The following is a 23795-nucleotide window of genomic DNA, read 5'->3' as shown; positions in this document are numbered from 1 at the left end:
CCACGGCCGAGTACTCACACCATCCCGAACGGCCGAATCGTCACACCGGTCACGGCTGACCAGGACATCTCACCAAGATCCTGTTACGAGCTCTTGGGGAGCTACCGGATGGCTTCTGCCAGGAGAATTCGGTTCCGCTCGTGGTCGACCGTCACGATCCGTACGGACATCTCCTGGCCCTCGCGAAAGACCTCTGTGGACGCATCCGGCCCGGTCAGCGGAACGAGTCCTTCGACGCAGTCGGCGAGTCGCACGAAAACTCCGATGGACGCGATCTTCGTGATGGGCCCCACGACGACCTGACCGGGACGGAAGCGGGGCAGCAGGTCCTCGTGCTCGGTCCACTCGCTGAGCACAACCCCCACCTGGTGATTGTGGTCGGCGTGCCAAACGACCTCGCCAGTGACGTGCTGCCCGACTGCGGGCAGCACCATGCACCTGGGCATCTTGTCGATCCTGGCCAGGCCCACGGCGTCGGGGCAGCCGGCGATGGAGAGGAAGACACCGAACGGCTGCCGGCCGACGACCTCACCGGTGACGCGGGTAGCGACGGGCAGGATGCGAAGGGTCTCGCTCCAGGCCGAGCTCGTGTCGGGCGTGCGCCAGCCGTTCTCTTCGGGCCAGGAATATTCGCTCATTCACAGATCATGCCCGGCAGTGTCGTTGGATGGGCTCACTCTGGGTCCACGCAGATCCTTAACCGAGGCAGTCGATCTCGCGGCGCAGGCCGCGGTGGCACTTGCAGCCACGCATGCCAGGGACGTGGTGCGCCCTGGCGTTCAGCCCTGACGGAAAGGCCCTCGCCACAGGCAACAGTGACAAACCGTACCGTCTGGGAAGATCGTGCGGCGAAACTGCGCTCACTGCACAGAACCGCTCGCTACCGACTCGCAGTCCCCCGGCATCCGGCTGCTGACCTGGTCCAGCCAGCCGGGAGACGTCTCGCGAGGCCTCGGTGCCTAGAGGCATCTGGGACAGGCCCAGAATCTGCGTCCCACCGATCTCTAGGCACCGCAGGTCGGAGACTTGCCCCACCCAGACCTATCTGGGACAGGACATCAGTCGACCATCCGCTCGCGCAGCTTGATCAGGGTGGGGATGTCGAGGCCGAGGCCGTTGGTCAGGAAGGTGCCGAAGCTGCCGTAGTCGGCGACGGCCTGGTCCCGGAACGCGGCGAGGTACGGGCTGCGGACCTCCTGGAGCGGGATGAGGAGGTCCGGGTTCTGCATGTACCCGCCGGCCTTCACCTGATCCCGAAGGGCCTTGTCGGACGCGGCACGCAGCTGGTTGGAGAGTAGGTAGTCCTGTTCGGAGACGGTCGCCGGGACGCCGACCGCGCGCAGGATCGTGTCTGCGAGGACACCGGTGCGGTCCTTGCCCGCGGAGCAGTGGAACGTGATCGGCTTGGTGGAGTTCGCGACGGAACGGATCGCGGCGCCGAGCGCGGAGCGGTTCGCCGAATTGGTGACGAAGCCCCGGTACAGCGCGATCATCCGCGCTTCCGCCGCGCCGTTGCCGAGTTGGGCCTGCTGGTAGACGGGGTCCTTGCTGCGGACGATCTGCCCGATGAACGCGAACAGGTTGGTGTCGTCGATCGGCTGGGCGATGGAGGTGACGCCGGCCGGGAGGCGGTCGAGGCCGTCGGCCTGGACCTCGGGGCCGGTACGCAGGTCGATGACGCTGCCGAGCCCGAGCCGGCCGAGCGCGGTCACACCCTCCGGCGGGAGCTTCGACAGGGTCTCCGATCGGTACATCACCCCCCACCGCGTTCTCTCGCCGTCGTACGTGATGTACCCGCCGGTGTCACGGAAGTTGACCGTGCCCGGTACGGCGAGGACACGGCTGGGGGCGCTGGAGCTGTGGGCGGCCCGCACGGAGGCCTGGGGCGCGGCGTGCGCGGCCACGGGGGCCAGCGGGGCGGCGAGGGCCAGGGCGACAGCGGACGCGCTGAGGGCACGGAAGAGTGATCGCACGACGAGGGTTCCTTCCTCACGGAGGGAGGGAACGTAACGCTCTGATCGTGGGATCTGAAGCCTTCACCCAGACCGCTTGGGCATCGAGTCATGCCTGGACCGGCATCCTTCCCGCAGAGGTGGAAACGGGCGCTCGTTGCCGCTCGGTTGCTGAACACGGCGGCGGGGCGCGCCGAGTGGGTGTGCGCCTGATCCACAAGGCGCTGGTGTCCTGTCTCACTGATTCCTCAGGCTGTCTGTCAAGCCTGGAGGGCCGTCGACGGTGTGAGCCGCCCACCCCGACCGCGAGCCGAACACGATGGGACCGAGACGTCCGAAACCATCCAGTACAAGCCAACGTGATCGTCTGACCCGAATGGGCGACGTCCTGCTGATTGAGGGCGGCCGGATCCCGTCCGAGGGCGCCTGGGCGTTGCCCGGAGTTCTCGAGCCGCGAACGGCTGTTGGTCGGTCCGGGCCAAGCCTGTGCAGGTGATGGGGACAGCATGCTGTCCTGCGACCAGTGCGTGATCAAGGGGCAGTACTTCTTCATCAGGGGCCTGGTCGAGATACCGGTGATCGGCAGCCAGGACGCCTTCTCCCGGGGTGCTTGGCCCTCACTGAGCAGGGAGAACATGCGTGTCCCAGGGATGGCCGAAGAGGCTGGGCTGGATGCCCCACGCGTTGAGTACGGTGCTCAGCCCAGATTCGTCCGCGGCGTCGGCGGACCCACCCCTCGTCCCGGGCGCGGACGTCACGCTCGCTCTGAGCGGGACTGATGTCCACGAATGCGCGGCGATCTGGTCGCGAGGCCAGCACTTACGCAACCGGCCGCGACGCGGCAGCGGCTCGGCTGTCCGCGGCCTGGCGGCCGGCCGATGGGATGCCTGCCTCCTACTAGCGCATCCGGGATCGCGGGACGGCGAAAGTGGCGTCCTGCAGTGCTCCCCGCGCTGTACTTACGAAAGTCAGTACCGACTGCCAGAACGGGTCATAGCACTCGTTGAACCGCTGACCCGCGTGAGGTTCGCCCCTGATCATGGCTTCCAGCGCCCGATAGTTGCCGGACCTCGCCTGTCAGGCCGCCGCGGGAGCGTCCGAGGGCATGGTCGTCGGGCTCGTCGGCCGGGGCCCTTTTCGATCCGAGTGCTGCTGCTCAACTGCCTTGGCGATGCTGACGCTCTCGAAGTCACCGCACACGCCTGGCGTGCTGCCCAGGCCGTGACCTCTGAGCGCGATCAATCGAAAGTACAGACACGGCCCAGGCCTGGCCGGGCCCGGGCAGGGCCCGGATCAGGAGCTCGTGAGGATGACGAGGCGCTGGGTCGCCCGGGTCATCGCGACATAGCGGTCGACGGCGCCTTCGATGCCCTCGCCGAAGGTGTCCGGGTCGATGAGGACGACGAGGTCGAATTCGAGTCCCTTCGACAGCGTCGGAGTCAGCGGCCGGACGCGGGACGAAGCCGGGAGCGCGGCGGCGTCCACGGCGCGGGCGGCACCGTCGATGTCGGCGGCGATGACGCAGGCGACCCCGTCGGCCTGGGCCTCGAGCCAGTCGCCGAGGACCGCGGCCAGGTCCGCCGCGCGGCCGTGGGTGACGGGGATGCCGCTGCTGCGCACGGAGGCCGGCACGTTCGCGTCGGGCAGTGCGGCGCGGATGGCCGGCTCGGCCTCGGCCATGACCTCTTCCGGCGTGCGGTAGTTGACGCTCAGGGAGGCCAAGGTGATCCGGTCGAGCCCGGCCCGTTCGAGCCGCTCCCGCCACGGCTCCGTGAATCCGTGCCGTGCCTGCGCGCGGTCCCCGACGATCGTGAAGCTCCGCGAGGGGCAACGGGCCAGCAGCATCTGCCATTCGGCGTCGGTCAGTTCCTGCGCCTCGTCCACCACGATGTGGGCGAACGGGCCCGCGAGCAGGTCGGGTTCGGCGCCGGGCAGCGCGTCGCCGTCGATCAGCGCGTCCTGCAGGTCCTGTCCGCGCAGCATCCCCATCGCGCCCTCGCTCTCGTCGATCTCGGTGTCCTGGAGCAGCCGGTCGATGACGTCGGACCTGCGCTCCCGCTCGGCGGCGACGGCGGCTTCGCGGCGGCGCTCGCGCACGGAGGCCTCGGCGTCGCCGAGCCGCTGCCGGGCCGCGTCCAGGATCGGCAGGTCCGAGACCGTCCAGGCGTGGGCGTCCGCGCGCTGGAGGAGGGCCACGTCGTCGCGGCCGAGCCGCGGAGCGCACTTGCGCAGGTAGGCGGGCACCGACCACAGGTCTCCGACGAGCTCGCCCGCGTCGAGCATCGGCCAGGCGCGGTCGAGGGCGGTGATCAGGTCCCGGTCCTGGAGCAGTGAACGGCGCAGCAGGTGGGGTGAGACGTCGCTGTCGTCCTTGTCCATCAGGATCGCGAGGAGCTCCTCCAGGATCTGGTCGCGCGCCTCGTTGTGCGGGGTGCCCGGTTCCACCGCCTCGAACGCGGCCGCCCAGTCGTCGGCGCCCAGCCAGATGTCGGACCAGTGGCTGGAGACGGTCATCCCCTCGGTGGGCGGCTCCTCGTAGATGCGGACCGCCGCGTCCACCGCCTTCACCAGGTCGGCGGAGGACTTGAGGAGGGCCACGCGCGGGTCGGCCTCGACGCCCGCGCCGGCTCCCTCGTCGACGAGGTCGCGCAGGGTGCAGGTCTGCACGCCCTCCTCGCCGAGACTGGGCAGCACGTCCGAGACGTAGGCCAGGTAGGGCCGGCTCGGGCCGACGAACAGCACGCCGCCGCGGCGGTGGCCGAGCCGGGGGTCGGAGTAGAGCAGGTGGGCGGTGCGGTGCAGGGCGACGACGGTCTTGCCCGTCCCCGGACCGCCGTCGACGACGAGGGCGCCCCGGGAACCGGCCCGGATGATCGCGTCCTGGTCGGTCTGGATGGTGGCGAGCACGTCGCGCATGCGGGCGGACCGGTTGCCGCCGAGGCCGGCGATGAACGCGGACTGGTCGTCGAGCGCGGCGCGCCCTTCGAGGCCGTCGGCGCAGAACACCTCGTCCCAGTAGTCGCTGATCCGGCCGCGGCGGGTCCAGCGGTACCTGCGGCGGCTCGCCAGACCCATCGGGACGGCGTGCGTCGCGGCGAAGAAGGGCTCGGCCGCGGGGGAGCGCCAGTCCAGCAGCAGCCGGTTCCCGGCGCTGTCGGTGAGGCCGAGGCGCCCGACGTACACGGGCTCGGAACCGTCGGCGGGGACCATGTGCCCCAGGCACAGGTCCAGCCCGAAGCGGCGCAGGGTGCGCAGCCGGCTGGTCAGGCGGTGGATCTCCGCGTCGCGGTCCATGGCCTCCCGGCCGATGCCGCCGGGCGCCTTGCGCGTGGCCTCCAGGCGGTCGGACAGTTCGGCGATCGTCTGCTCCAGGCAGTGCGAGACGGCCGCGAAATGCCGTTCGTCGCCGTCGATCAGGGCCGGGTCGGCCTTGGGGGAGAGGTGGTCGGGAAGTTCGAACGCACTGGTGGCGGTCGCCGTCGACTCGACGGAACCGTGTGATTCAAAAGCTGACATATCAGCACGCACTGAGAGAATCTCCCACTTTTCGTCAGGTTCTGGCCTCGGTCCGCGATTCTGCCCCAGGCTGGGGGCCTTGCCGCAAGCCCCCCAGTGCGCTATATGTTGTAAGTGGCAAGGAGTGCGTATTCCTCCTCGCTCCTCTAAGTCCCCCTCTCCGCCGGCCCGATGCGGGTCGGTGAGGTCTGGTGAGGGACCCCGGTGAGGACGCCTGGTTACAGTACGGCCATGACTTCCGAGGCCGTATCCCTCCACCTCACGAAGCCGTCCTCGGCCCATGTGGTGGCCGTACTCGCCTTCGACGGAATGGCGCCCTTCGAACTGGGCGTGGTGGTCGAGGTGTTCGGCCTCGCCCGGCCCGAGCTCGGGGACCTGTCCTGGTACGAGCTGCGCGTCTGCTCGGCGGAACCGGGCCGGGACCTGCGCGTGGTGGGAGGGTTCACGCTGCGCGCCGAGCACGGGCTCGAGGCGCTCGCCGCCGCGGACACCGTGATCATCCCCGGAGTCTCCCCGGCGGGCGGGACCATCGCTCCGGCACTGGTCGACGCCCTCCTCGCGGCCCATGCCCGGGGTGCGCGCCTGGTCTCCATCTGCTCCGGGGCCTTCGCGCTCGCGGCGACCGGGCTCCTCGACGGCCGCCGGGCCACCACCCACTGGCGCTACGCCCGCACGCTGGCCGAGCGCCATCCCGCGATCGAGGTCGACGCGGACGTCCTCTACGTCGACAACGGCGACGTGCTCAGCAGCGCGGGCAGCGCCGCCGGCATCGACCTCTGCCTCTACCTGGTCCGCGCCGACCACGGCGCCGCCGTCGCCAACACCGTGGCCCGCCGCTTCGTCGTGCCACCCCACCGCGAGGGCGGGCAGGCCCAGTTCATCGAGGCGGCGGTCGGCGAGATGGGCCCCGACGGCGCCGACGACGGCATCTCCCGGAGCATGGCCTGGGCCCTTCAGCGGTTGTACGGCCCGCTCTCGGTGCCGGCCCTGGCCGGGGCGGCGAACATGTCGGAGCGTTCCTTCCTGCGCCACTTCACCCGTCGCAACGGTGTGAGCCCGATCCGCTGGGTGGTCTCCCAGCGGATCGCGGCGAGCCTGCCGCTGCTGGAGTCGGGGGAGGGGACGGTGGACGAGGTGGCCGCGGCGGTCGGCTTCGATTCCACCGCGACCTACCGTCACCACTTCACCCGGCAGATGCGGACGACGCCGACGGCCTACCGGAAGGCGTTCGTCAGGGTCGCCGCACCCCTGGCGGGATCTTGACGAGTGCAGGCGTTTACGCCACTCGTCGCAAGGGCGGCGGGAACAGAGGATGGAGTCATCGCCGCAAGGGAGTCCACCCGGCCGGCGAGCCCCCGCCCCTCGCCTTGCACAAGGAGTTCCCCATGTCCGCGACCGCCTCCGCCTTCGCCTCTGCCTCCGCCCTCTCTGCCTCCGTCTCCGTCTCCGTTTCCACCGAGCCGACCAGCGCCGTCCTCTCCGTCCCCGCCGCCGCTCCGGGCGTCGCCGCGGCCCACTACGCCGCCCGGCTCGCCTTCGAGGCGGACGTCTCGGACGTACGGGCCGACCTGCTCTCCGGCGTCCCGGGTCTGGTGGTGGTCGACTCCCGCAGCGAGGCCGCCTGGGACCAGGGCCGCATCCCGGGGGCGCTGCACCTTCCGACGGCGCGGATCGCGGAGCTGGCGCCCTCGCTGATCGACCCGTCGCTGACGGTCGTCACGTACTGCTGGGGCCCCGGTTGCAACGGCGCCACGCGTGCGGCGCTGGCCTTCGCCCGGCTCGGCTACCAGGTGAAGGAAATGCTCGGCGGCTTCGAGTACTGGGTCCGCGAGGGCTTCGCCTTCGAGACCGCCCAGGGCACCGACCAGCGCGCCATCGACGATCTGACCGCCCCGCGCTCGGGCATCTCCTGCGCCTGCTGAACGCCGTACGGTCCGTTCCCCCGGAAGGGTCCGTACCCTCAGACCGCCAGCGCCGTCGTGATCACCAGGGGAGGCTTCGCCCGCTCGGCCGACCAGGTGCGGCCGGCGGCGAGGTCCGGGTCGACGAGGCCGGGGAGGCCGAGGGCCTCGTCCACCGTCGGGCGGTGCCGGCCGAGGTCCGCGAACCCGGCGCGCAACAGCAGGTCCGGGTAGAAGTCCACGGGCCAGGCGTGGTTCGGCATCACCTGCCAGCTGCCGTCCGTGCGCCGGAGGCGTACGGGCAGCTCGTCGCCCGGGGCGTACTCGCCACCGGGGTCGCCGATGCTCAGCGAGGCGTACTCCGTCCCGCTGCACGCGGGATCGGTGGCCAGCAGGACGAAGGGGCCGCCGGGCCGCAGGATCCGGCGGATCTCCCGGAACACCGCGAGCACCGCCTCCGCGGTGGGCAGCGAGGCCAGGACGTGGTTGCACATCACGGCGTCGGCGCTGCCGTCCGCCAGGCAGGCCGCGCGCCCGTCCGTGACCAGGTGGTATTCGGCGACCGCCGTCCCCGCACGGCGGGCAAGCGCGAGCATCTCCGGGGAGGTGTCCACGCCCAGCACCTTCGCTCCGAGCTGCCGGGCCGCGCGGTCGGCGACCTTGCCCGGCCCGCATCCGTAGTCCACCAGCACGGATCCGCTGCCGACCCACGGGGCCAGGGCCCGGAAGACGAAGGGGTACCCGAGCATCCAGTCCGTGGCCGCCTCCACGGAGGCGAAGGCCCGCGCTCCCTCCGGCCCGGACCAGGCGACGGGCTCCTGCTCCCCGCCGTGGTCCGCACCGCCCGTCGCTGCTCGCGCGTCCCGTCGGGTTTCCTCTGGCCGGTCGCTCACAGTTCCCACTATCGGGCCGTGGGGGGCTGCTCCGCATCCCGTTCCGCCGCCTCGGCGATCCGTTTGACGGCCGCGAGGCGTCGGTCCCAGTCGGCGGCGAGGGTGGCCATCCACCTGGCGGTCGCGTCCAGGGCCGCGGGCCGCACGGTGTACCGGACCTCGCGGCCGACCCGGCTGCCGGAGACCAGCCCGGCGGCGTCCAGGACGGCGAGGTGCTTGACCACCGCCTGCCGGGAGACGGGCAGGCCCTCGGCCAGGATGGTCGCGCTGACCTCGCCGTGAGCGGCGAGCAGGCCGAGCAGCTTGCGCCGGGTCGGGTCGGCCAGCGCGACGAGGACGTGGTCCACGGCCTCGTCGGCGCCGGGGTGGTCCCCACTCACGCGGCCGGTTGTTCGGCGCGCTTCTTGAAGGCGTCGAGCACCTGCGGCCAGCCGCCCGTGTTGTCGTCGAGCGCCTTGTCGCGCAGTTCCTCGGACCCGGCCAGGGCCGCGAACCCGCTCTCCACGACGCGCAGGCGCGTCTTGTCCCCCTCGCGGCTCAGGGTGAACTCCACCAGGGTGCTGTTGTCCTCGCGCAGCTCCTGCCCGGGGAAGGCGCTGGCCCAGCGGTACGCCAGGTAGGTCGGGGGATCCACCTTCTCCACCCGTACCGGGAACTCGCCGTACTCGCTGTTCCTCGCCACGACCGACTCCCCCTCCCTGGCCACCGTGCCGGCCAGGCTCCCTTCGTCGGCCACCCAGAAGCCCGGCTCGGCCACCAGGGACCAGACCCGCTCCAGGGAAGCCACGATCAGGGTGTCGCGTTCGATCCGGTCCGCGTTCATCAGGGACTCCTTCGTCGCAATCCATTGAGTGGTTCAACTGAGTGGTTCAACCGAGTGGTTCAACGCAACTGAATGGCTCAGTGCAACTCCAGGGTTGCACGTGGCTCGGTGATGAGCAACCGCAAGGTTGCACGAGGACGGGTGGTGCGCGTTCGCCTACCCTCGGGTCCATGGTGCAGAGCAGCGCGCAGGACGTGGACGCATACCTCGCCGAGGTCCCCGGCGAGCGCAGGGAGGCACTGACCCGGCTGCGGGAGCTGTGCCGCACCGAGCTGCACGGATTCGCCGAGGTGATGGCGTACGGGATGCCCGTCTACGAGCGGGAAGGCGTCGGGGAGATCGCCTTCGCGAGCCAGAAGCAGTACATCTCCTTCTACCTGATGCGCGGCGACGTACGGGAAGCCTTCGCGGAGCGGCTCGCGGGCCACGACATGGGCAAGGGCTGCCTGCGCTTCCGCAGGCCGGAGAAGATCGACTTCGTACTCCTGAAGGACCTGCTGAGGGCCACGGCGACCGGTCCCGGGACCGTCTGCTGACCGCCGCGGCGAGGGGCCTTCGGAACAACTGAAAAGAATTCCGCGCGCAGGCTGTCACAACCGCCCACCCGCCGGTGTCTTGTGTCCGAACCCTCGAAACGAAGGAGACGGACACCATGACCGAGAACACCCGCGTGATCGTGATCGGCGGAGGATACGCCGGAGTGATGGCCGCCAACCGCCTGCAGCAGCGCGAGGACGTCACGGTCACACTGGTCAATCCGCGTGCGGTCTTCGTGGAGCGGATCCGCCTGCACCAGTTGGCGGGCGGAACCCACGACGCCGTGGTCGCGTACGACAAGGTCCTGGCCGAGGGGGTGGCCCTGCTCGTCGACTCCGTCGAACGCATCGACACCGCCGAGCGCGGCGTGACCCTGGCCTCGGGAGGCCGGCTCGCCTACGACTACCTCGTGTACGCGGTGGGCAGCGGCAGCGCGGACCCGACCGTGCCGGGCGCGGCCGAGTTCGCCCACCCCATCGCCACCCTGGAGGACGCGCAGCGGCTGCGGCCGGTCCTCGACGCCGCGCCGTCGACGGCCGCGGTGACCGTGGTCGGCGCCGGTCCGATCGGCATCGAGACCGCCGCCGAACTGGCCGAGCAGGGCCGGGCCGTCACCCTGGTCTGCGGCGGGGTCCTCGGCCCGTACCTCCACGCCCGCGGACGGCGCTCCGTGGCCCGGCGGCTGACGACGCTCGGGGTGAGCGTGCTCGAAGGCCCGGACACCAAGGTGACGGCCGTGACGCGCGACGCCGTCCGGCTCGCGAACGGCCGCGAACTGGCGGGCGCGGTGACCATCTGGACCGCCGGTTTCGGCGTCCCGGACCTGGCCGTGCGCAGCGGGCTGAGCACCGACGCCCTGGGCCGCCTGCTCACGGACGAGACGCTGACCAGTGTGGACGACGGGCGCGTCTTCGCGGCCGGGGACTCGGCGGCACCCTCGGGCCTGGCCCCGCGGATGAGCTGCCAGGCCGCGACGCCGATGGGCGCACGGGTCGCCGACACGGTGCTGAGCCGGATCGGGGGCGAAGAGCCGGAGACCCTCAACTCGGTGTTCGCCGGCCAGTGCATCAGCCTGGGCCGAGGCGCAGGCATCTTCCAGTTCGCCCACAAGGACGACACCGCGCTGTGGTTCCACGTCGGCGGCCGGACCGGCGCGAAGCTCAAGGAAGTCGTGTGCAAGGGCACCGTGAAGCACCTCGCCGCGGAGGCCGACAAGCCGGGTTCGTACGGCTTGCACCGCGTGTCGGGAGGCGACGCCCGCGGTCGGCGTCTGAAGGCCGAGCAGGGCGGGATCAGGGCCGCCGCCGAACAGACCGCTTGAGCCGACCGGCCGAGCCGGTGATCATGAACGGATTCGAACGATGAGAACCGCCGCAAGGCCGACGGAAACTGACGGAAGAGAACCCACCATGGACACTCCCTCGCAGGCCCCCGATCCGGCGACCGAGACCTTCGTCGCCCACCGCAACCTGCTCTTCACCGTCGCCTACGAGATGCTCGGCTCGGCGGCCGACGCCGAGGACGTCCTCCAGGAGACCTGGCTGCGCTGGGCGGGCGTCGATCTCGCAGCGGTCACCGACCGGCGCGCCTATCTGGTACGGATCACCACCCGCCAGGCACTGAACCGGCTGCGCACCATGAGCCGCCGCAAGGAGGCCTACGTCGGCCAGTGGCTGCCGGAGCCGCTGCTCACCACGCCGGACGTGGCCGAGGACGTGGAACTGGCCGAGAGCATGTCGATGGCCATGATGCTGGTCCTGGAGACGCTCGGGCCGACCGAGCGGGCCGTCTTCGTGCTCCGCGAGGTCTTCGGCCTCGACTACGAGGAGATCGCGACCGCCGTCGACAAGACACCGGCGGCCGTCCGGCAGATCGCGCACCGGTCCCGCAAGCACGTCGACGCCCGCCGCCCCCGCCAGACGGTCTCCGCGAGCGAGACCCGGGCGGCCGTGGAATCGTTCCGGCGCGCGTTCGAAACCGGGGACCTGCAGGGCCTCCTCGACGTGCTCGCCCCCGAGGTCGTCTACATGGGCGACGGCGGCGGCATCAAGCACGCCGCACTGCGGCCGATCGTCGGCGCCATCAGCGTGGCCCGCGTCTTCGCCGGCATGTCGGGCAAGGCCGCCAAGGGCGGCATCCCGTTCTCCTTCGTCCCCACCATGGTCAACGGCACCCCGGCCCTGGCCGTCCACATCGACGGGGAGTTCGACGGAGTCATCGCCTTCCACGTCCAGGACACCCGCATCACCGGCCTCTACTTCGTCCGCAACCCGGAGAAGCTGTCCCACGTCGCGACCGAGACCACGCCCACCCTGCGGTGAACGCCGGGCGGCAACTGCCCGCCGGGGGAGGGCTGGCAGCATGTCACCCATGCCCTCTCCTCCCTCCGCGGGTTCCGAGCCCGCACCCGCCGGACCGGTCCGCCACCAGGACCACGGCATGTGGCTGGCCCGGTACACCGGCCGGATGCTCGTGGTCTGTCCGCGGTGCGGCGGCCGTGCGCTCGTCCTGCCGCGGCCCGGCCTCCCGGGGCCGAAGTACACCGGCAACCTGCTCTTCCAGCCCCGCCGCCTCGCCTGCCCGGGCTGCGGTGCGGTCGCCGACTGGACGGCACAGGAGCGGGGCGCCGCCCTGGTCGGGGTCTCGGTCGGCGGCACCGAAGACCCGTTCTTCAGGCGCCCGCTCTGGCTGCAGACCCGCTGTGCCGGACGGATCCTGTGGGCCTACGATGAGGAGCACGTCGAAGCCCTCGCCGCCTACGTGGGCGCCCGGCTGCGCGAGCGGCACGCCTCCCCGACGCTGTCGATGTTCGCCCGGCTGCCGGCCTGGATGAAGTCCGCGGCACGCCGCGACGAGGTCATGGCCGGCCTGGAGACCCTGCGGACCCTCGCCGGGCTCTCGGCCCCCGCCGACCGCTCCGACGCGGCCCACGAGCGGGGCGACAGCCCGCGCCACCAGGGCAGCGTGCTGTTCCGCGGAGGTCCGTACTAGGGGGTGTCTTGTCGGTCGGGCCGGATCAGGGAGCGGGGTCTGGTGCCGTGGATCGCAAGGCGGAGGAGGGAGTCGACGCGGAGCGTCGGCGAGTGACGACAACGCGGCGAGGCGCGGTGCCAGGCGCCGCGAGCCCGGCCTGATCGGCAAGACACCCCCTAGCACCCGGGTGACGCCGGCCGCGGCCGGGCGGGTGGGCCGCGGAGGCGCGCACCCGCCGAATGCGGTGTGCCGGGGGGACCCGTACGTGTGGCGATGGGAGGGGATGCCGGGGGGAGGGGCCGCCATGCGGGTACCTCGCATCCGAAACCCCGTCGCAGGAGGAACCCATGCTCGGAACCGACTACCGCACCGGCTCGCCCAACTGGATCGACCTCGGGAGCCCCGACATCCCCCGGGCCGCGGCCTTCTACCGGGCCGTCTTCGGCTGGGAGTTCCACCTGCTCGGGCCCGAGACCGGCGGGTACGGGTTCTTCCAGGCGGACGGGAAGAACGTCGCCGCGGTCGGGCAGCTCGACCCGGGGGCGACCTCCGCGTGGACCGTGTACTTCCGGACCGACGACGCGGAGGCCACCACCCGCGGCGTGCGCGACGGCGGGGGCGCCGTCCGCGTCGAGCCGATGGACGTCATGGGGGAGGGCGTGCTCGCGCAGTACACCGACCAGCAGGGCGCCGAGTTCGCCATCTGGAAGCCGGGCCGGACGGCGGGACTGGAGCTGACCTCCGCCGACAACGCCCTGTGCTGGGTGGAACTGCACGTGCCGGACCCGAAGGCGGCGCTCGACTTCTACGGAGCCCTCTTCGGGATGCGCTCCCGGGAGATGGCGGCGCCCGGCATGACCTACCAGGTGCTCAGCACCGCCGACGGGGACCAGGAGGACGGCTCCTTCGGCGGGGTGGCACCGCTGATGGAGGGGCAGACGGACGCGCGCTGGGTACCGTACTTCGCGGTCGCGGACGTGGACGCCGTGGTGAGCACCGCGCGGACCAGCGGCGCCGCCGTGCTGATGCCGGGCGCGGACGTGCCCGACGTCGGGCGGATCGCCTGGCTGGCGGACCCGAGCGGGGCGGTCTTCGCCCTGCTCAAGGCCGCGCCACGGGCGGAATGACGGATCCGGTCTAGTGCTGTGGCCGGCAAACCTTTCCGGTCACAGCACTAGCCCGTGAAGGCTTCGACGAGCGTCCAGACCGCCAGGACCGCCATGCACAGGGCGCCGAAGCGCTGGACGGTCTTGAGGGGCACCCGCTTGGCGATGAACCGGCCCACGATCAGGGCGAGGGCGGAGACCGACATGAGGGCCGCGGCCGAGCCGATGGCGGTGGGCAGCCAGCCGTTGGTGGCGGCGAGGTTGGCGGTGGTGATCTGCGTCAGGTCACCCCATTCGCCGATGAAGACGGCCATGAACGCCGTGGTGAAGACGGGCCAGAAACCGGTGACGGACTTGGCCGCCGAGTCCGCCTCGTCGTCGTCCCCGCCGGAGCGCATCATCACGATGGCGCCGAAGGCGAACAGGGCGGCGGAGGTGAGCTTGACGGCCATGTTCGGCAGCAGGCTCAGCAGACTTCCGGCGCCGACCGCGATGGCCACGTGCACGATGAACGCGGCGGAGGCGCCGAACCACACGTACAGCGGCCGCATCCGGGTGCCCATGGCCAGCGAGGCGAACATGGTCTTGTCGGGGAGCTCGGCGAGGAAGATCAGACCGAAGGCGGTGAGGATCGCCACGGGGTCGAGAGCCATTCCGGGTGCTGCTTTCTGCTGGAGCCGGGCCCTGATGGCTCGGATCGGCACCCAGCGGGAGGCGACGGGAAGAACCACTCGGCCCGGCACGACGAAGCGGCCCACACGGTGATGTGGGACGGGTCATGCCTTGGCCGAAGGTCTCGTCCGCCCCGCACGTGAAGCGCGGTGGCCCGGTGGCCGGGACCCGTCGAGGCGTCCAGTATGTCGACCAGCGGTTTTCGGGACTACTCCCCTTCGCTGCGGACAACTGTAACAGCGGCGGCGAGTGCCCCGGGAGGGTCGGAGGTCCCGGGGGCACGGGGCCCGCTATCCGAAACGGACCGGGAGGTACTTGACCCCGTTGATGAAGTCCGAGCGCAGGCGGCGCACCTCCCCCGAGAGGGTCACCACCGGATGGCGGCGCAGGAGCTCCCGGAGCAGGGCCTTGATCTGGGTGCGGGCGAGGCCGGCCCCCAGACAGAAGTGGGGGCCGCCGCCCCCGAAGGTGAGGTGCTCGTTCGGGGTGCGCCGGATGTCGAAGGCGAAGGGGTCGGCGAAGACCTCCTCGTCGCGGTTGGCGGAGGTGTAGTACGTGACCACCTTCTGCCCCTCGGCGACGGGCCGCCCGTGCAGGACGGTGTCGCGGGTGGCGGTGCGCCGGAAGTTGTGGATCGAGCCGCCCCAGCGCAGGAACTCCTCCGTCGCCGTGTTCCACAGGGCCTCGTCCCCGGGGGCCGCGGCCAGTTCGGCGCGCGCCGAAGGGTGGTCGATCAGGGCGATCAGGGCTCCGGAGAGCAGGTTGCGGGTGGTCTCGTTGCCCGCGACGCAGAGCAGTACGAAGAACATGTTGATCTCGTCCGGCGAGAGCCGGTCCCCGTCGACCTCGGCGTGCACCAGGGTCGAGAGGATGTCCTCCCGGGGGCGGGCCCGCCGCTCGTCGGCCAGCGCGTCGCAGTAGGCGTAGATCTCGGCGGCCGCGAGATCACTGTCGTGCTTGCCGGCCGAGAGCTCGGGGTCCTGGGAGCCCGCCATCCGGTTGCTCCACTCGAAGATCAGCCGCTCGTCCCCCTCGGGCACGCCGACCATCTCGCAGATCGTCTGGATCGGCAGCCACGCGGCGACCTCCGCGACGAAGTCCATGTCTCGGCCCGGGGTGACCGCGCGCTCCACCAGGGTGACCGCCCGCTCCTGGATCCGGGCCGCGAGCCTGCGTACGACCCGGGGCGTGAAACCCGCGCTGACCAGCGAGCGGTACCGGGAATGGCGCGGGGCGTCCATGCCCAGCAGGACCAGGCGCAGGGTCTCCAGGGACTCCGGGTTCTGGTCGCGGATCATGAACGAGCCGAGTTCCGTGGACCACAGCTCGGGGTCGCGGCTGACGGCCTTGACGTCGGCGTGACGGGTGACGGCGTAGAAGCCGGCGTGCGGGCCCGGCACCTCGTGCCAGTGGACCGGGTCCTCGTGGCGCAGCCGGGTGAACTGGGCGTGCGGGACCTCGCGGGCCCAGGTGTCCTCGAGCAGGTCTATCTCGCCGGTGGGCAGCACGGGGCGGTTCCCTTCGTCAGACGGATCGGATGGGGGCGGATCGGGGCGGCGCCCGGCGGGGCGGGGCGGTGTGGATCGGGGCAGCGCGGATCGGAGTCGTACGGGTCAGCGGGCCCCGCCGAGCCCGAGGACGGAGCCGAGGGCGTCGACCACGAGTCCGTCGGGGACGGCTCGCGGTTCGAGGCGGTGCTGCATGGCAAGTCCCAGGAGGATGCCGAGCACGAGGGCGCCGGTCTCCTCCGGTGTACGGGCCAGGGGCGTGCCGGTGGCCTCGGCCCAGTCGGCCAGGCCCTCGCCGAGCTGGGCACGGACCTCGGTGTAGCGCTGGGCGAGGCGGTCCCCGATGAGGGGGCCGCGGGCGGCGTGCAGCCACAGCTCCGTCTCCAGGAGCAGCCACGAGTCGCCGTGCTCGGGGTGCGGGCGGGTGAGGCTGCCCCACATCGCGGAGAAGTGCACGGCGGGGTCGGTCGGGTCGCCGGCCGCGATCTCGGCGGCCAGTTCCTCGCTCGTGCGCTCCTTCCAGACCTCCAGGAGCGCCAGCAGCAGGCCCTCCTTGCCGCCGAAATGGCTGTAGAGCGCGCCCGTGGTGCGCCCGGCCGCCTCGGCGACGGCTTCGGCGGAGACGCCGTGGAACCCCTTGCGGGCGAAGAGGTCGGCTGCCGCGTCGATGAGGCGGGCGCGGCTCTCGGACTTGCGCTGCGCCTGCGGGGTGCGTTGTCCCTGCGGGGTGCGGCGCCGGGGCTGTTCTCGTGCGCGGGACGGCTCCACCGGGCCTCCGGGGTGCTGGTCGTGTCAGGATGCCGAGCCACGGCGGGTGCCGAGTCATATCGGGTGCCGAGTTATATCGGGCTGCCGATATAAGTTGCGCCCGCCCTGATGAAGTGTCAAGTGGTACAGCAGGACCGCACGGGTGCCCGGTGGCACGCTGAAAGGGTGCGCGCCGCCCTGATGGAGCTCCGTACGGGCACCGGCCCCCTGCCGGCGGCCGCGCGGCGGGCCGTCCGGGTCACCCTCGCCGCCGGAATAGGCTTCTACGGGTTCCTGTACGGGCTGGACCGGCCCGTCGAGGCCACCTACGCGCTCTTCGCGGCCGTCGCGCTGGCCGGGCTCTCCCGGATTCCGGGCAGCGGACACCTGCGGGCCCGGATGGTCGCCCGCGTGCTCCCGGCCGCCTGTGTCCTGGTGGTCCTGGGCACCTGGCTGTCGGTGCGGACCTGGGCCGCCGTGGCGGGCATGCTGGTCATCGGCTTCTGCGTGGCCTTCTCCTCGGCCGCCGGACCCCGCCTGGGGGGCGCCGCGCCCGGGCTGCAGCTGCTGTACATCCTGCCCAGCTTCCCGCCGTACGCCCCCGGCATCCTCGGCCAGCGGCTGACCGGCACCGTCGCCGGGGTCCTGCTGCTGATCCTCGCCGAGGCCACCGTGCTGCCCGACCCGGTCGTCCCCGGCTACCGGGACCTGGCCGCCGGAGCCGCTGCCGAGGCGGCCCGGTGCGCCGCCCTGCTGGAGCGGCCGCCCCACACCCTCCCCGCGGCGGAGTGCGCCCGAGCCTCGGAGCGGGCGCAGGCCCTGCGGCCCTCCCGGGTCGGGGAGGCGCAACGGCCCGCGGGGCCCGGCGTACGGGAGCGGGCGCTGGCCCACACCGGGCTGGCGGCGCGCACCCTGCTGGCCCGGCTCCGGTCCCTGCCCCCGCCGGAGCCCGGCCAGCCGGCCGGGCCGGCCGACCTGGAGCTCGTACGGGCCGTGCGCGAGTCGGCCGAAGGGACGGCCGCACTGCTCGGGGAGGGCAGCGCGCCCGCGACCGGCTCCACCCGGCTGCGGGACCTGCAGGTCTCCCTCGCCCGGACCCCCGTGAGCGGGCCGGGGCCCGGATTCCGCAACGCCGCGCTGGTGGAGCTGGCGGACGCCGCGCTCGTGCTGCGCGGAGCCGCCGGGATAGCCGTACGGGGGCGTGCGGGTGCCGCGGACGCGGCAGGGCCCGGGGCGGGTCCGGTCTCCGGGCCCGCCGACCGGTTCTGGTACGCCCGGGAAGGGCCGGTGCGGCTCTGGTGGTACCGGCTGGCCGGGAACAGCGGGCCCCGCTCCGTGCACTTCCAGAACGCCGTCCGGATCGGACTGGCCCTCGCCGCCGCCCGAGCCGTGGCCGGCCTGGACTCCCTGCCGCACGGCTTCTGGGCGATGCTCGCCGTCCTCAGCCTGACCGGCACCAACGCGGTGCAGACCCGGGCCACCGTCCGGCTGGCCCTGATCGGCACCTTGGTGGGCGCGGTTGCCGCAGGCGGGGTCCTCGCGCTGGCCGGGGAGGTGAGCACGGTGTACGCGTTTCTGCTGCCGCCGCTGATGCTGTTCGCGTTCTGCGTCGGACCCGTGCGCGGCGTGGGCTGGGCGCAGGCCATGTTCACGCTGGTGGTGGCCATGGCCTTCGCCCAGCTTTCCCCCGCCACCTGGCAGTTGGCCGAGGTCCGGTTCCTGAACGTACTGGTCGGCAGCGCGATCGGGATGGTGTGCGGCCTGCTGGCCTGGCCGCGCGGCGCCCACGACGAACTGGGCCGCGCCGTGGCCGAGCTGCTGCACGCCGCGGCCGACGACGTCCAGGCGGCCACGGTCGCCTTCGGGCGGGCCCGCGCGGTGGAGCCCGACCAGCGGGTGCGGCACGCGCTGGCCATGGCGGAGAGCGCGTATGCCCAGTACCAGACGGAGCGCCGGCATCCGGCCGCCGCCGGAGGCGAGGACTGGCATGCGGCGATGATGACCGGCCACCACGTCCTGTGGGGCGGCCGCAGACCCCCGGGCGCCCCGCCCGGCCCGAGCGAGGAGGCCGTGGTGCGGGAGTACGGGGCCTGGGTGGCGACCGGCCTGCGCCGCGCGGCAGTGGCCGCGGACCCGGTACGCGCCACCGGGCACACGGACCCCGGTCCCGCGGGCCCCGCCCCCCGCAGGCCCGGACCCGAGGGCGCCCCGCCGGTGTTCTACACCGCGATGGGCTGGCTGGACGCGCTGGCCGCGGACCTCCCCCTGCTCGACCGGGGAGCCGCGGCCGGGGACGGCGCCCGGGCCTCCGGCCGGGTCTGAGCGTGCGGCCGGGCCTGAGCCTCCGGCCGGGCCTGAGCGTGCGGCCGGGCCTGCGCCTCCGGCCGGGCCTGAGCCTCCGGCGGTGCGCCCGGAGCGGGGCTCTGCGATCGTGGAAGGCGGGTACCGACGGGGGCTGTGGTGAGGAGCGGTCATGTCCGGACTGTTCGAGGCGAGCGTCGAGATCGACCGGCCCGTCGCTGAGGTGTTCGCGTACCTCGCGGACGGGCGCAACGACCCCGAGTTCAGCCCGCGCGTCCAGCGGATCACCCGGACCCCGGACGGCCCGACGGCCGTCGGGACGGTCTTCCGCAGCACGGTGAAGGACGCCGGGATGAAGACCGCCAGGGAGTTCCGGATCACCGAACTCGACGCGCCGGGGCGGATCCGCTGGACGGAGCTGAGCCGGAACCTGGTGACCGCCGAGGGCGGCTACGACCTCGCGGAACTCCCCGGAGGCCGGACGCGGTTGCGCGTCTTCAACACCCTGACCGGGCACGGTTTCGGCCGCCTCCTCGTCGGCCTCGCCCTGGGCGCGGCGCGCAAGGACGCCCCCGACTTCGGCCGCCGGATCAAGGCGGCGGCGGAGGCGTCCCCACGGGCTGCTTGAGGACCGGGCCGGGTCGCCCGGTCCCTTCGCCGTCTGCGGGTCAGAACCGTCCGGGTCCGGACGGAATCGGGAGCGGCTTCGCCGGTGCCCCCTGCTTGTCCGCACCCGGTGACGGCGCACGGCAGGTGATGTCCCGGGCCGGGAGCCGGCCGGTGGTCAGGTAGGCGGTGACCGGCGCGTTGGCGCAGGAGGAGGGGTCGGCCAGGTACACCCCGTGGCCCTCGGCGCCCTGGGCCAGCACCATCCGTGAGCCCTTCAGCGCCCGGTGCAGGCCCTGGCCGCTGACCAGCGGGGTCTGCGAGTCCCACTCGTTCTGCACGGTCAGGACGGCCGCCCGCTTCTTCATCGGGGTCTGCGCTTCGAGCGGACGCGGCCAGAAGGCACACGGCTTGATGTTCGAGACGAAGTCACCGTAGAGCGGGTACGCGGCCTTGTCCTTGACCGCGTCGCGCCGGTAGCGCTCGGGATCGCGCGGCCAGGAGTCCGTGTCCCCGCACACCACGCTCCAGAGGACGGCGACGCCGTTGTCGGAGGCGGGCTCCGCCGATGCCGCGGACCGGCCGGCGAGCGCCCGCTTCATGTCGAAGTCCGGCCCGGAGGCGCCGGGAACGCGGGTCGGCTTCCCCTCGGCCGCCTCCTTCAGCGCCACCATCAACGGGGTGACAAGCGCCGGATAGAAGAACAGCGCGCGCGCCCCCCGGATGTCGTCACCGTCGATCTTCTGCCCCTCGAAGACGATCGGATCCCGGTCGGCGCGCGCCACCAGGTCCCAGAAGGTCTTGGACACCGCGGCGGGGCTCTCGCCGAGGTGGTACTCGCCCGAGCGTTCCGCCGCCCAGCGCGTCCACCGGGCGAAGGCCGGCTCGGCCTCCGTCGCCCAGGTCCGGAACATGCCCCGCCAGATCAGGTCCGGGTCCACGCCGCTGTCGAGCACGAAGCGGTCGGTCCGGCCGGGGAACATCTGCGTGTACACCGCTCCGAGGTACGTCCCGTAGGAGTAGCCCAGGTACGAGAGCTTCCGCTCGCCCAGGACGGCACGGATCGTGTCCATGTCGCGGGCCGTGTTGCGGGTCGTGATGTACGGGAGCACGGAGCCGGCCTTCTCCCGGCACTTCTCGGCGACGGTACGCGCCCAGGCCACGTCGGAGGGGAAGGACCCGGGCCGGTACGGCCGGTCGATGCCCTGCTCGGCGTCCGTCAGCCCACAGCTGATGGGGCTGCTGGCGCCGACCCCGCGCGGATCGAAGCCGATGAGGTCGAACCGCTCGCTCACCTCCGCGGGCACCACCTCGCCCAGGCTCAGCGGCAGATCGAGCCCGGGCCCGCCCGGCCCGCCCGGATTCATCAGGAGGACCCCGTGACGCTTGGCGGGGTTCGTGCTCTTCACCCGGGATATCGCCAGGTCGAGGGTCCGCCCCTTGGGCCGCCGGTAGTCGAGCGGCACCTTGATGGAGGCGCACTCGTACGTGGCCGGAAGATCGGCGGCGCACCGGTGCCAGGCCGGCTTCTGCCGCAGGTACGCGGCGTCGGCCTGGACGGCGTCGGTGGACAGGACGCGGTCGGCGGACAGGGTGGTGTCGGCGGACAGGGCGGAAGCCTGAGCAGCGGCGAGCAGCGGCACGGTGCTCGCGAGGAGCCCGGCGGCGGCCAGGAGGGATGCCAGTCGTTTCTTGCGCACGAGGGCCGTTCCTTTCGGATGGGGCTGTGGTCCGACCCCACCCTGGGTCACCCCGCGGCCCGGGCGAATCAACCTCAGGGGCCGGGCCGTCTACTCCTCGCGAATGACCGGAAAACCAGACAACTGGCCGAGCTGCAAGAATTTTTGTCCTCACGTCAGATGTCGGGAGCGCGGTTCGCGCGGCGGCCCGGCGCGCGGCACCGTAGCAGTCTTTCGGGGGGTCGCCCGGATGTTTGTCCAGTCCGGATGGGCCTTCGGTGGGGGAGCCGTGACCGGCGTTAGCGTCCCTTGGCACCCGGGGAACGGGGGAGCCGCGTGCTCCCCGCGGCTCCCGGGCCGTCTCGGGAGCCAAGGAGGCACAGTGCTGTCAATCCGTCGGACGAACGTCGGCGGCATGTCGGTCGCTTCGCGACACGTGATGGGCACGGGCATCGTCATCGGCGCCCTCGCCCTCACGCTGATCGCGCTGCTGATACCGGTACGGAGCTTCGGCGGAAGAACCGCCACGGCCGCCCCCGTCCCCTCACCCGCCGTCCCGCCGGCCCCGGCCCCGGGCACCGCCTCCGCCTCCGCCGACGACGACGGCGCCGGGGTGATGAACACGGCCTTCGGGCCGCTGACCCCGCAGGACCGGGAGTTCGTGCGCAAGGTCCGCCTCGCCGGCCTGTGGGAGCTGCCCGCGGGCCGGCAGGCACAGGAGCGGGGGACCCGCAGATCGGTGCGGACGGCCGGAGAGCACCTCGTGGAAGGGCACGCCGAACTGGACCGCAGGGTCCTGGAGGTGGGCCAGGCGCTCGGCATGGAACTGCCGGACCGGCCGTCCGGTCAGCAACAGGCCTGGCTCGACCAGTTGGACCGGGCCCAAGAGTCCACGTATGAGCGGCTGTTCGTACAGCTGCTGCGGCGGGCGCACGGCAAGGTCTTCACGCTCGTCGCCCAAGTACGGGCGCAGACCCGCAACTCCGTGGTCCGTGAGCTCGCCACGGACGCCAACGCCACGGTCCTGGACCACATCGCGGTCCTCGAAGCGAGCGGACTCGTCGATTTCGAAGGCCTCGCGGACGGCCCGACCACGGCGGCCCCTCCTACGGCCGCTCCTCCCGCGGCGGCCCCTCCCACCGACACCCGACCGAGGAAGTGAAGTGATCACATGCGCGACAACGACTCCACGGAAGGCCCGGCCCGCCGGGACAGGACAGGGCACAAACGCAGGGCCCGCCCCCTGTACAAGGCGCTCGCCGGGGCCTGCGCACTGGTCCTGGGCGGCGGCGGGGTGGTGATCGCGAGCCAGGTGGCCTCCGCGGGCCAGGACCCGGTGCGCCGGGCACCGGTGACGGCCACCATCGACTGCCCCGACGTGGGCGAGCGGCTGCGCGAGGTTCCCGATCAGGTGCGCGGCGAAGTGGACCGGGAACTCGCCGGTCTGGACACCCAGATCGCCGAGGCCTACCAGCGCCTCGCCACCGGCCGGGCGCCGGCGGACGCGCTGCTCGGCGAGCTGAAGGGCCGGCGCGACGCGTCGATCGGCCGGGTCTCGGAGGCGATCGGACGGACCGCAGCCCGCCCCGACGGCCTGGCGGAGCTGAGCGCCTGCGCGATGCGGGAGGCCCCGGCCGCGGAGGACGAGGCCGCCCGGGGCGGCGCGGACACCGTCCTGAAGGGGGGACCGGCCCGCGCCGACTTCGTCCCCATCGGCTCGGTGAAGCCGAACGTACGCCGCCCGGCCCCCAAGTCCGGTGCCTCCAAAGGCTCCTTCTCCGTGGAATGCGGCCGAAACGAAGAGCGCCACCTCAACCCCGACAACGTGATCGTCGCGCCCGGGGTGAGCAACGGCGCCCACCACATGCACGACTACGTCGGGAACAGGACCACGGACGCCTTCTCCACCAACAACAGCCTCGCCGCCTCCGCGACCACCTGCACGAACGGCGACCTGTCCACCTACTACTGGCCGGTACTGAGGCTGCGCGACGGCAAGGCCGAGCAGGACGCGGGAGCCCCCGGCGGCGGCCAGGACGCCAACGTGGGCACGATCCTGCGCCCCAAGCAGGTGACCATCCAGTTCAAGGGCAGCCCCGTTTCCCGGGTCGCCGCCATGCCCCGCTTCCTGAGGATCATCACGGGCGACGCCAAGGCCTTCACCAACGGACCGGCCAATGCCAACGCCTCGTGGAGCTGCACCGGCTTCGAGAACCGGCAGCTGAAGGACAAGTACCCGATCTGCCCCAAGGGCACCGACGTGGTGCGGACGTTCGCCTTCCAGAGCTGCTGGGACGGAAAGAACACGGACAGCGCCAACCACCGCACCCACGTGGCCTTCGCCGGCCGCGACGGCTCCTGCCCGGCGGGCTTCAAGGCCGTCCCGCAACTGGTGCAGCGGATCGTCTACGCGACGCCCCCCGGCGCACGCTTCGCGGTCGACAGCTTCCCCGAGCAGCTGCACAAGCCGGTCACCGACCACGGCGACTTCATCAACGTCATGCCGGACGAGCTGATGGCCCGGGCGGTGCGCTGCGTCAACGGCGGACGCACCTGCCGCTGACCCGGCAAAAGGCGGTGC

General features: G+C 72.2%; 22 protein-coding genes. 12 read left to right on the top strand and 10 right to left on the bottom strand.

From position 1 onward, the window contains the following. Positions 1-101: 101 nt before the first annotated feature. Together ACFWBW_RS37720 and ACFWBW_RS37715 are read right to left on the bottom strand one after the other, a co-directional pair. Positions 102-638 (bottom strand): S1 RNA-binding domain-containing protein, encoded by a 537-nt coding sequence (locus ACFWBW_RS37720; protein ID WP_385383038.1) that lies wholly within the window; start codon positions 636-638, stop codon positions 102-104. Positions 639-1058: 420 nt separating this feature from the next. Further along, positions 1059-1973 (bottom strand): tyrosine-protein phosphatase, encoded by a 915-nt coding sequence (locus tag ACFWBW_RS37715; RefSeq protein WP_385383035.1) that lies wholly within the window; start codon positions 1971-1973, stop codon positions 1059-1061. Between the two features lie 485 nt (positions 1974-2458). Here ACFWBW_RS37715 and ACFWBW_RS37710 point away from each other — a divergent pair, with 485 nt between their 5' ends. After that, complete coding sequence (locus ACFWBW_RS37710) at positions 2459-2731, top strand: DUF2199 domain-containing protein (protein ID WP_385383031.1); 273 nt, start codon at positions 2459-2461, stop codon at positions 2729-2731. Positions 2732-3245: 514 nt separating this feature from the next. Here ACFWBW_RS37710 and helR read toward each other — a convergent pair. Then, positions 3246-5468 carry an RNA polymerase recycling motor ATPase HelR gene (helR, locus tag ACFWBW_RS37705; RefSeq protein ID WP_385383028.1) on the bottom strand — a complete coding sequence of 741 codons (2223 nt, stop codon included), beginning with the start codon at positions 5466-5468 and terminating at the stop codon, positions 3246-3248. A gap of 231 nt (positions 5469-5699) precedes the next feature. Between helR and ACFWBW_RS37700 the strand changes: the two genes are divergently transcribed. Together ACFWBW_RS37700 and ACFWBW_RS37695 are read left to right on the top strand one after the other, a co-directional pair. Next, positions 5700-6731, top strand: coding sequence for a helix-turn-helix domain-containing protein (locus ACFWBW_RS37700; protein WP_385383025.1), 1032 nt, complete (start codon positions 5700-5702; stop codon positions 6729-6731). A 122-nt stretch (positions 6732-6853) separates the two neighbouring features. Then, on the top strand, positions 6854-7390 hold the full coding sequence (locus ACFWBW_RS37695) for a rhodanese-like domain-containing protein (protein WP_385383022.1): 537 nt from the start codon (positions 6854-6856) through the stop codon (positions 7388-7390). A 38-nt stretch (positions 7391-7428) separates the two neighbouring features. On the opposite strand, the gene ACFWBW_RS37690 is transcribed toward ACFWBW_RS37695, so the two are convergent. From ACFWBW_RS37690 to ACFWBW_RS37680, 3 genes are read right to left on the bottom strand one after another with little or no spacing between them, the layout of a single operon-like run. Next, positions 7429-8262, bottom strand: coding sequence for a class I SAM-dependent methyltransferase (locus tag ACFWBW_RS37690; RefSeq protein ID WP_385383019.1), 834 nt, complete (start codon positions 8260-8262; stop codon positions 7429-7431). An 8-nt stretch (positions 8263-8270) separates the two neighbouring features. Further along, positions 8271-8642 carry an ArsR/SmtB family transcription factor gene (locus tag ACFWBW_RS37685; protein ID WP_385383016.1) on the bottom strand — a complete coding sequence of 124 codons (372 nt, stop codon included), beginning with the start codon at positions 8640-8642 and terminating at the stop codon, positions 8271-8273. Further along, a complete protein-coding gene (locus ACFWBW_RS37680) occupies positions 8639-9085 on the bottom strand; it encodes an SRPBCC domain-containing protein (protein ID WP_385383013.1) in 447 nt (148 codons plus the stop codon). The genes ACFWBW_RS37685 and ACFWBW_RS37680 overlap by 4 nt, the downstream gene beginning before the upstream one ends. A gap of 170 nt (positions 9086-9255) precedes the next feature. Between ACFWBW_RS37680 and ACFWBW_RS37675 the strand changes: the two genes are divergently transcribed. From ACFWBW_RS37675 to ACFWBW_RS37655, 5 genes are all read left to right on the top strand, one after another. Next, positions 9256-9621: an iron chaperone gene (locus tag ACFWBW_RS37675; RefSeq protein ID WP_385383010.1), complete on the top strand. Its 366-nt coding sequence runs from the start codon at positions 9256-9258 to the stop codon at positions 9619-9621. A 116-nt stretch (positions 9622-9737) separates the two neighbouring features. Then, positions 9738-10943, top strand: a complete 1206-nt coding sequence (locus ACFWBW_RS37670) for an NAD(P)/FAD-dependent oxidoreductase (protein ID WP_385383007.1) — start codon at positions 9738-9740, stop codon at positions 10941-10943. An 88-nt stretch (positions 10944-11031) separates the two neighbouring features. After that, the gene (locus ACFWBW_RS37665; RefSeq protein ID WP_385383004.1) at positions 11032-11943 is read left to right on the top strand and encodes an RNA polymerase sigma-70 factor; all 912 of its coding nucleotides are present in this window, start codon (positions 11032-11034) and stop codon (positions 11941-11943) included. A 49-nt stretch (positions 11944-11992) separates the two neighbouring features. Continuing rightward, entirely contained in the window at positions 11993-12613 is a 621-nt protein-coding gene (locus ACFWBW_RS37660; RefSeq protein WP_385383001.1) for a hypothetical protein, read from the top strand. 329 nt (positions 12614-12942) lie between these two features. Beyond that, the gene (locus tag ACFWBW_RS37655) at positions 12943-13722 is read left to right on the top strand and encodes a VOC family protein (protein ID WP_385382998.1); all 780 of its coding nucleotides are present in this window, start codon (positions 12943-12945) and stop codon (positions 13720-13722) included. A gap of 47 nt (positions 13723-13769) precedes the next feature. Here the strand turns inward: ACFWBW_RS37655 and ACFWBW_RS37650 are convergent, their stop codons facing one another. The 3 genes from ACFWBW_RS37650 to ACFWBW_RS37640 all read right to left on the bottom strand — a co-directional run bounded on the left by ACFWBW_RS37650 (position 13770) and on the right by ACFWBW_RS37640 (position 16649). Then, a complete protein-coding gene (locus ACFWBW_RS37650) occupies positions 13770-14354 on the bottom strand; it encodes a TMEM165/GDT1 family protein (RefSeq protein WP_385382995.1) in 585 nt (194 codons plus the stop codon). A gap of 309 nt (positions 14355-14663) precedes the next feature. Further along, the gene (locus ACFWBW_RS37645; protein ID WP_385382992.1) at positions 14664-15881 is read right to left on the bottom strand and encodes a cytochrome P450; all 1218 of its coding nucleotides are present in this window, start codon (positions 15879-15881) and stop codon (positions 14664-14666) included. Between the two features lie 105 nt (positions 15882-15986). After that, entirely contained in the window at positions 15987-16649 is a 663-nt protein-coding gene (locus tag ACFWBW_RS37640; protein WP_385382989.1) for a TetR/AcrR family transcriptional regulator, read from the bottom strand. Positions 16650-16814: 165 nt separating this feature from the next. Here ACFWBW_RS37640 and ACFWBW_RS37635 point away from each other — a divergent pair, with 165 nt between their 5' ends. Together ACFWBW_RS37635 and ACFWBW_RS37630 are read left to right on the top strand one after the other, a co-directional pair. Beyond that, positions 16815-18950, top strand: coding sequence for an FUSC family protein (locus ACFWBW_RS37635; protein ID WP_385382986.1), 2136 nt, complete (start codon positions 16815-16817; stop codon positions 18948-18950). A gap of 151 nt (positions 18951-19101) precedes the next feature. Further along, positions 19102-19557: an SRPBCC family protein gene (locus ACFWBW_RS37630; RefSeq protein ID WP_385382983.1), complete on the top strand. Its 456-nt coding sequence runs from the start codon at positions 19102-19104 to the stop codon at positions 19555-19557. A 40-nt stretch (positions 19558-19597) separates the two neighbouring features. Here the strand turns inward: ACFWBW_RS37630 and ACFWBW_RS37625 are convergent, their stop codons facing one another. Then, positions 19598-21235 carry an alpha/beta hydrolase gene (locus ACFWBW_RS37625; protein WP_385382979.1) on the bottom strand — a complete coding sequence of 546 codons (1638 nt, stop codon included), beginning with the start codon at positions 21233-21235 and terminating at the stop codon, positions 19598-19600. A gap of 361 nt (positions 21236-21596) precedes the next feature. Between ACFWBW_RS37625 and ACFWBW_RS37620 the strand changes: the two genes are divergently transcribed. Continuing rightward, positions 21597-22376: a DUF4142 domain-containing protein gene (locus ACFWBW_RS37620; protein ID WP_385382976.1), complete on the top strand. Its 780-nt coding sequence runs from the start codon at positions 21597-21599 to the stop codon at positions 22374-22376. Between the two features lie 9 nt (positions 22377-22385). Beyond that, a complete protein-coding gene (locus ACFWBW_RS37615) occupies positions 22386-23777 on the top strand; it encodes a DUF1996 domain-containing protein (protein ID WP_385382973.1) in 1392 nt (463 codons plus the stop codon). The last annotated feature ends 18 nt before the right edge of the window (positions 23778-23795 follow it).

The organism is Streptomyces sp. NPDC059957 (assembly GCF_042730015.1).
GTDB lineage: Bacteria > Actinomycetota > Actinomycetes > Streptomycetales > Streptomycetaceae > Streptomyces.
Note: the sequence above shows the minus strand (reverse complement) of the source record. Positions and strands in the feature narration are given on the sequence as shown.

Bases quoted from the DNA above. Each gene is read 5' to 3' on its own strand.
- ACFWBW_RS37680 (WP_385383013.1), bottom strand. From the start codon at position 9,085: ATGAACGCGGACCGGATCGAACGCGACACCCTGATCGTGGCTTCCCTG.
- ACFWBW_RS37650 (WP_385382995.1), bottom strand. From the start codon at position 14,354: ATGGCTCTCGACCCCGTGGCGATCCTCACCGCCTTCGGTCTGATCTTC.
- ACFWBW_RS37655 (WP_385382998.1), top strand. From the start codon at position 12,943: ATGCTCGGAACCGACTACCGCACCGGCTCGCCCAACTGGATCGACCTC.
- ACFWBW_RS37700 (WP_385383025.1), top strand. From the start codon at position 5,700: ATGACTTCCGAGGCCGTATCCCTCCACCTCACGAAGCCGTCCTCGGCC.
- ACFWBW_RS37660 (WP_385383001.1), top strand. From the start codon at position 11,993: ATGCCCTCTCCTCCCTCCGCGGGTTCCGAGCCCGCACCCGCCGGACCG.
- helR (WP_385383028.1), bottom strand. From the start codon at position 5,468: ATGTCAGCTTTTGAATCACACGGTTCCGTCGAGTCGACGGCGACCGCC.
- ACFWBW_RS37615 (WP_385382973.1), top strand. From the start codon at position 22,386: ATGCGCGACAACGACTCCACGGAAGGCCCGGCCCGCCGGGACAGGACA.
- ACFWBW_RS37720 (WP_385383038.1), bottom strand. From the start codon at position 638: ATGAGCGAATATTCCTGGCCCGAAGAGAACGGCTGGCGCACGCCCGAC.
- ACFWBW_RS37630 (WP_385382983.1), top strand. From the start codon at position 19,102: ATGTCCGGACTGTTCGAGGCGAGCGTCGAGATCGACCGGCCCGTCGCT.
- ACFWBW_RS37695 (WP_385383022.1), top strand. From the start codon at position 6,854: ATGTCCGCGACCGCCTCCGCCTTCGCCTCTGCCTCCGCCCTCTCTGCC.
- ACFWBW_RS37710 (WP_385383031.1), top strand. From the start codon at position 2,459: ATGCTGTCCTGCGACCAGTGCGTGATCAAGGGGCAGTACTTCTTCATC.
- ACFWBW_RS37670 (WP_385383007.1), top strand. From the start codon at position 9,738: ATGACCGAGAACACCCGCGTGATCGTGATCGGCGGAGGATACGCCGGA.
- ACFWBW_RS37675 (WP_385383010.1), top strand. From the start codon at position 9,256: ATGGTGCAGAGCAGCGCGCAGGACGTGGACGCATACCTCGCCGAGGTC.
- ACFWBW_RS37665 (WP_385383004.1), top strand. From the start codon at position 11,032: ATGGACACTCCCTCGCAGGCCCCCGATCCGGCGACCGAGACCTTCGTC.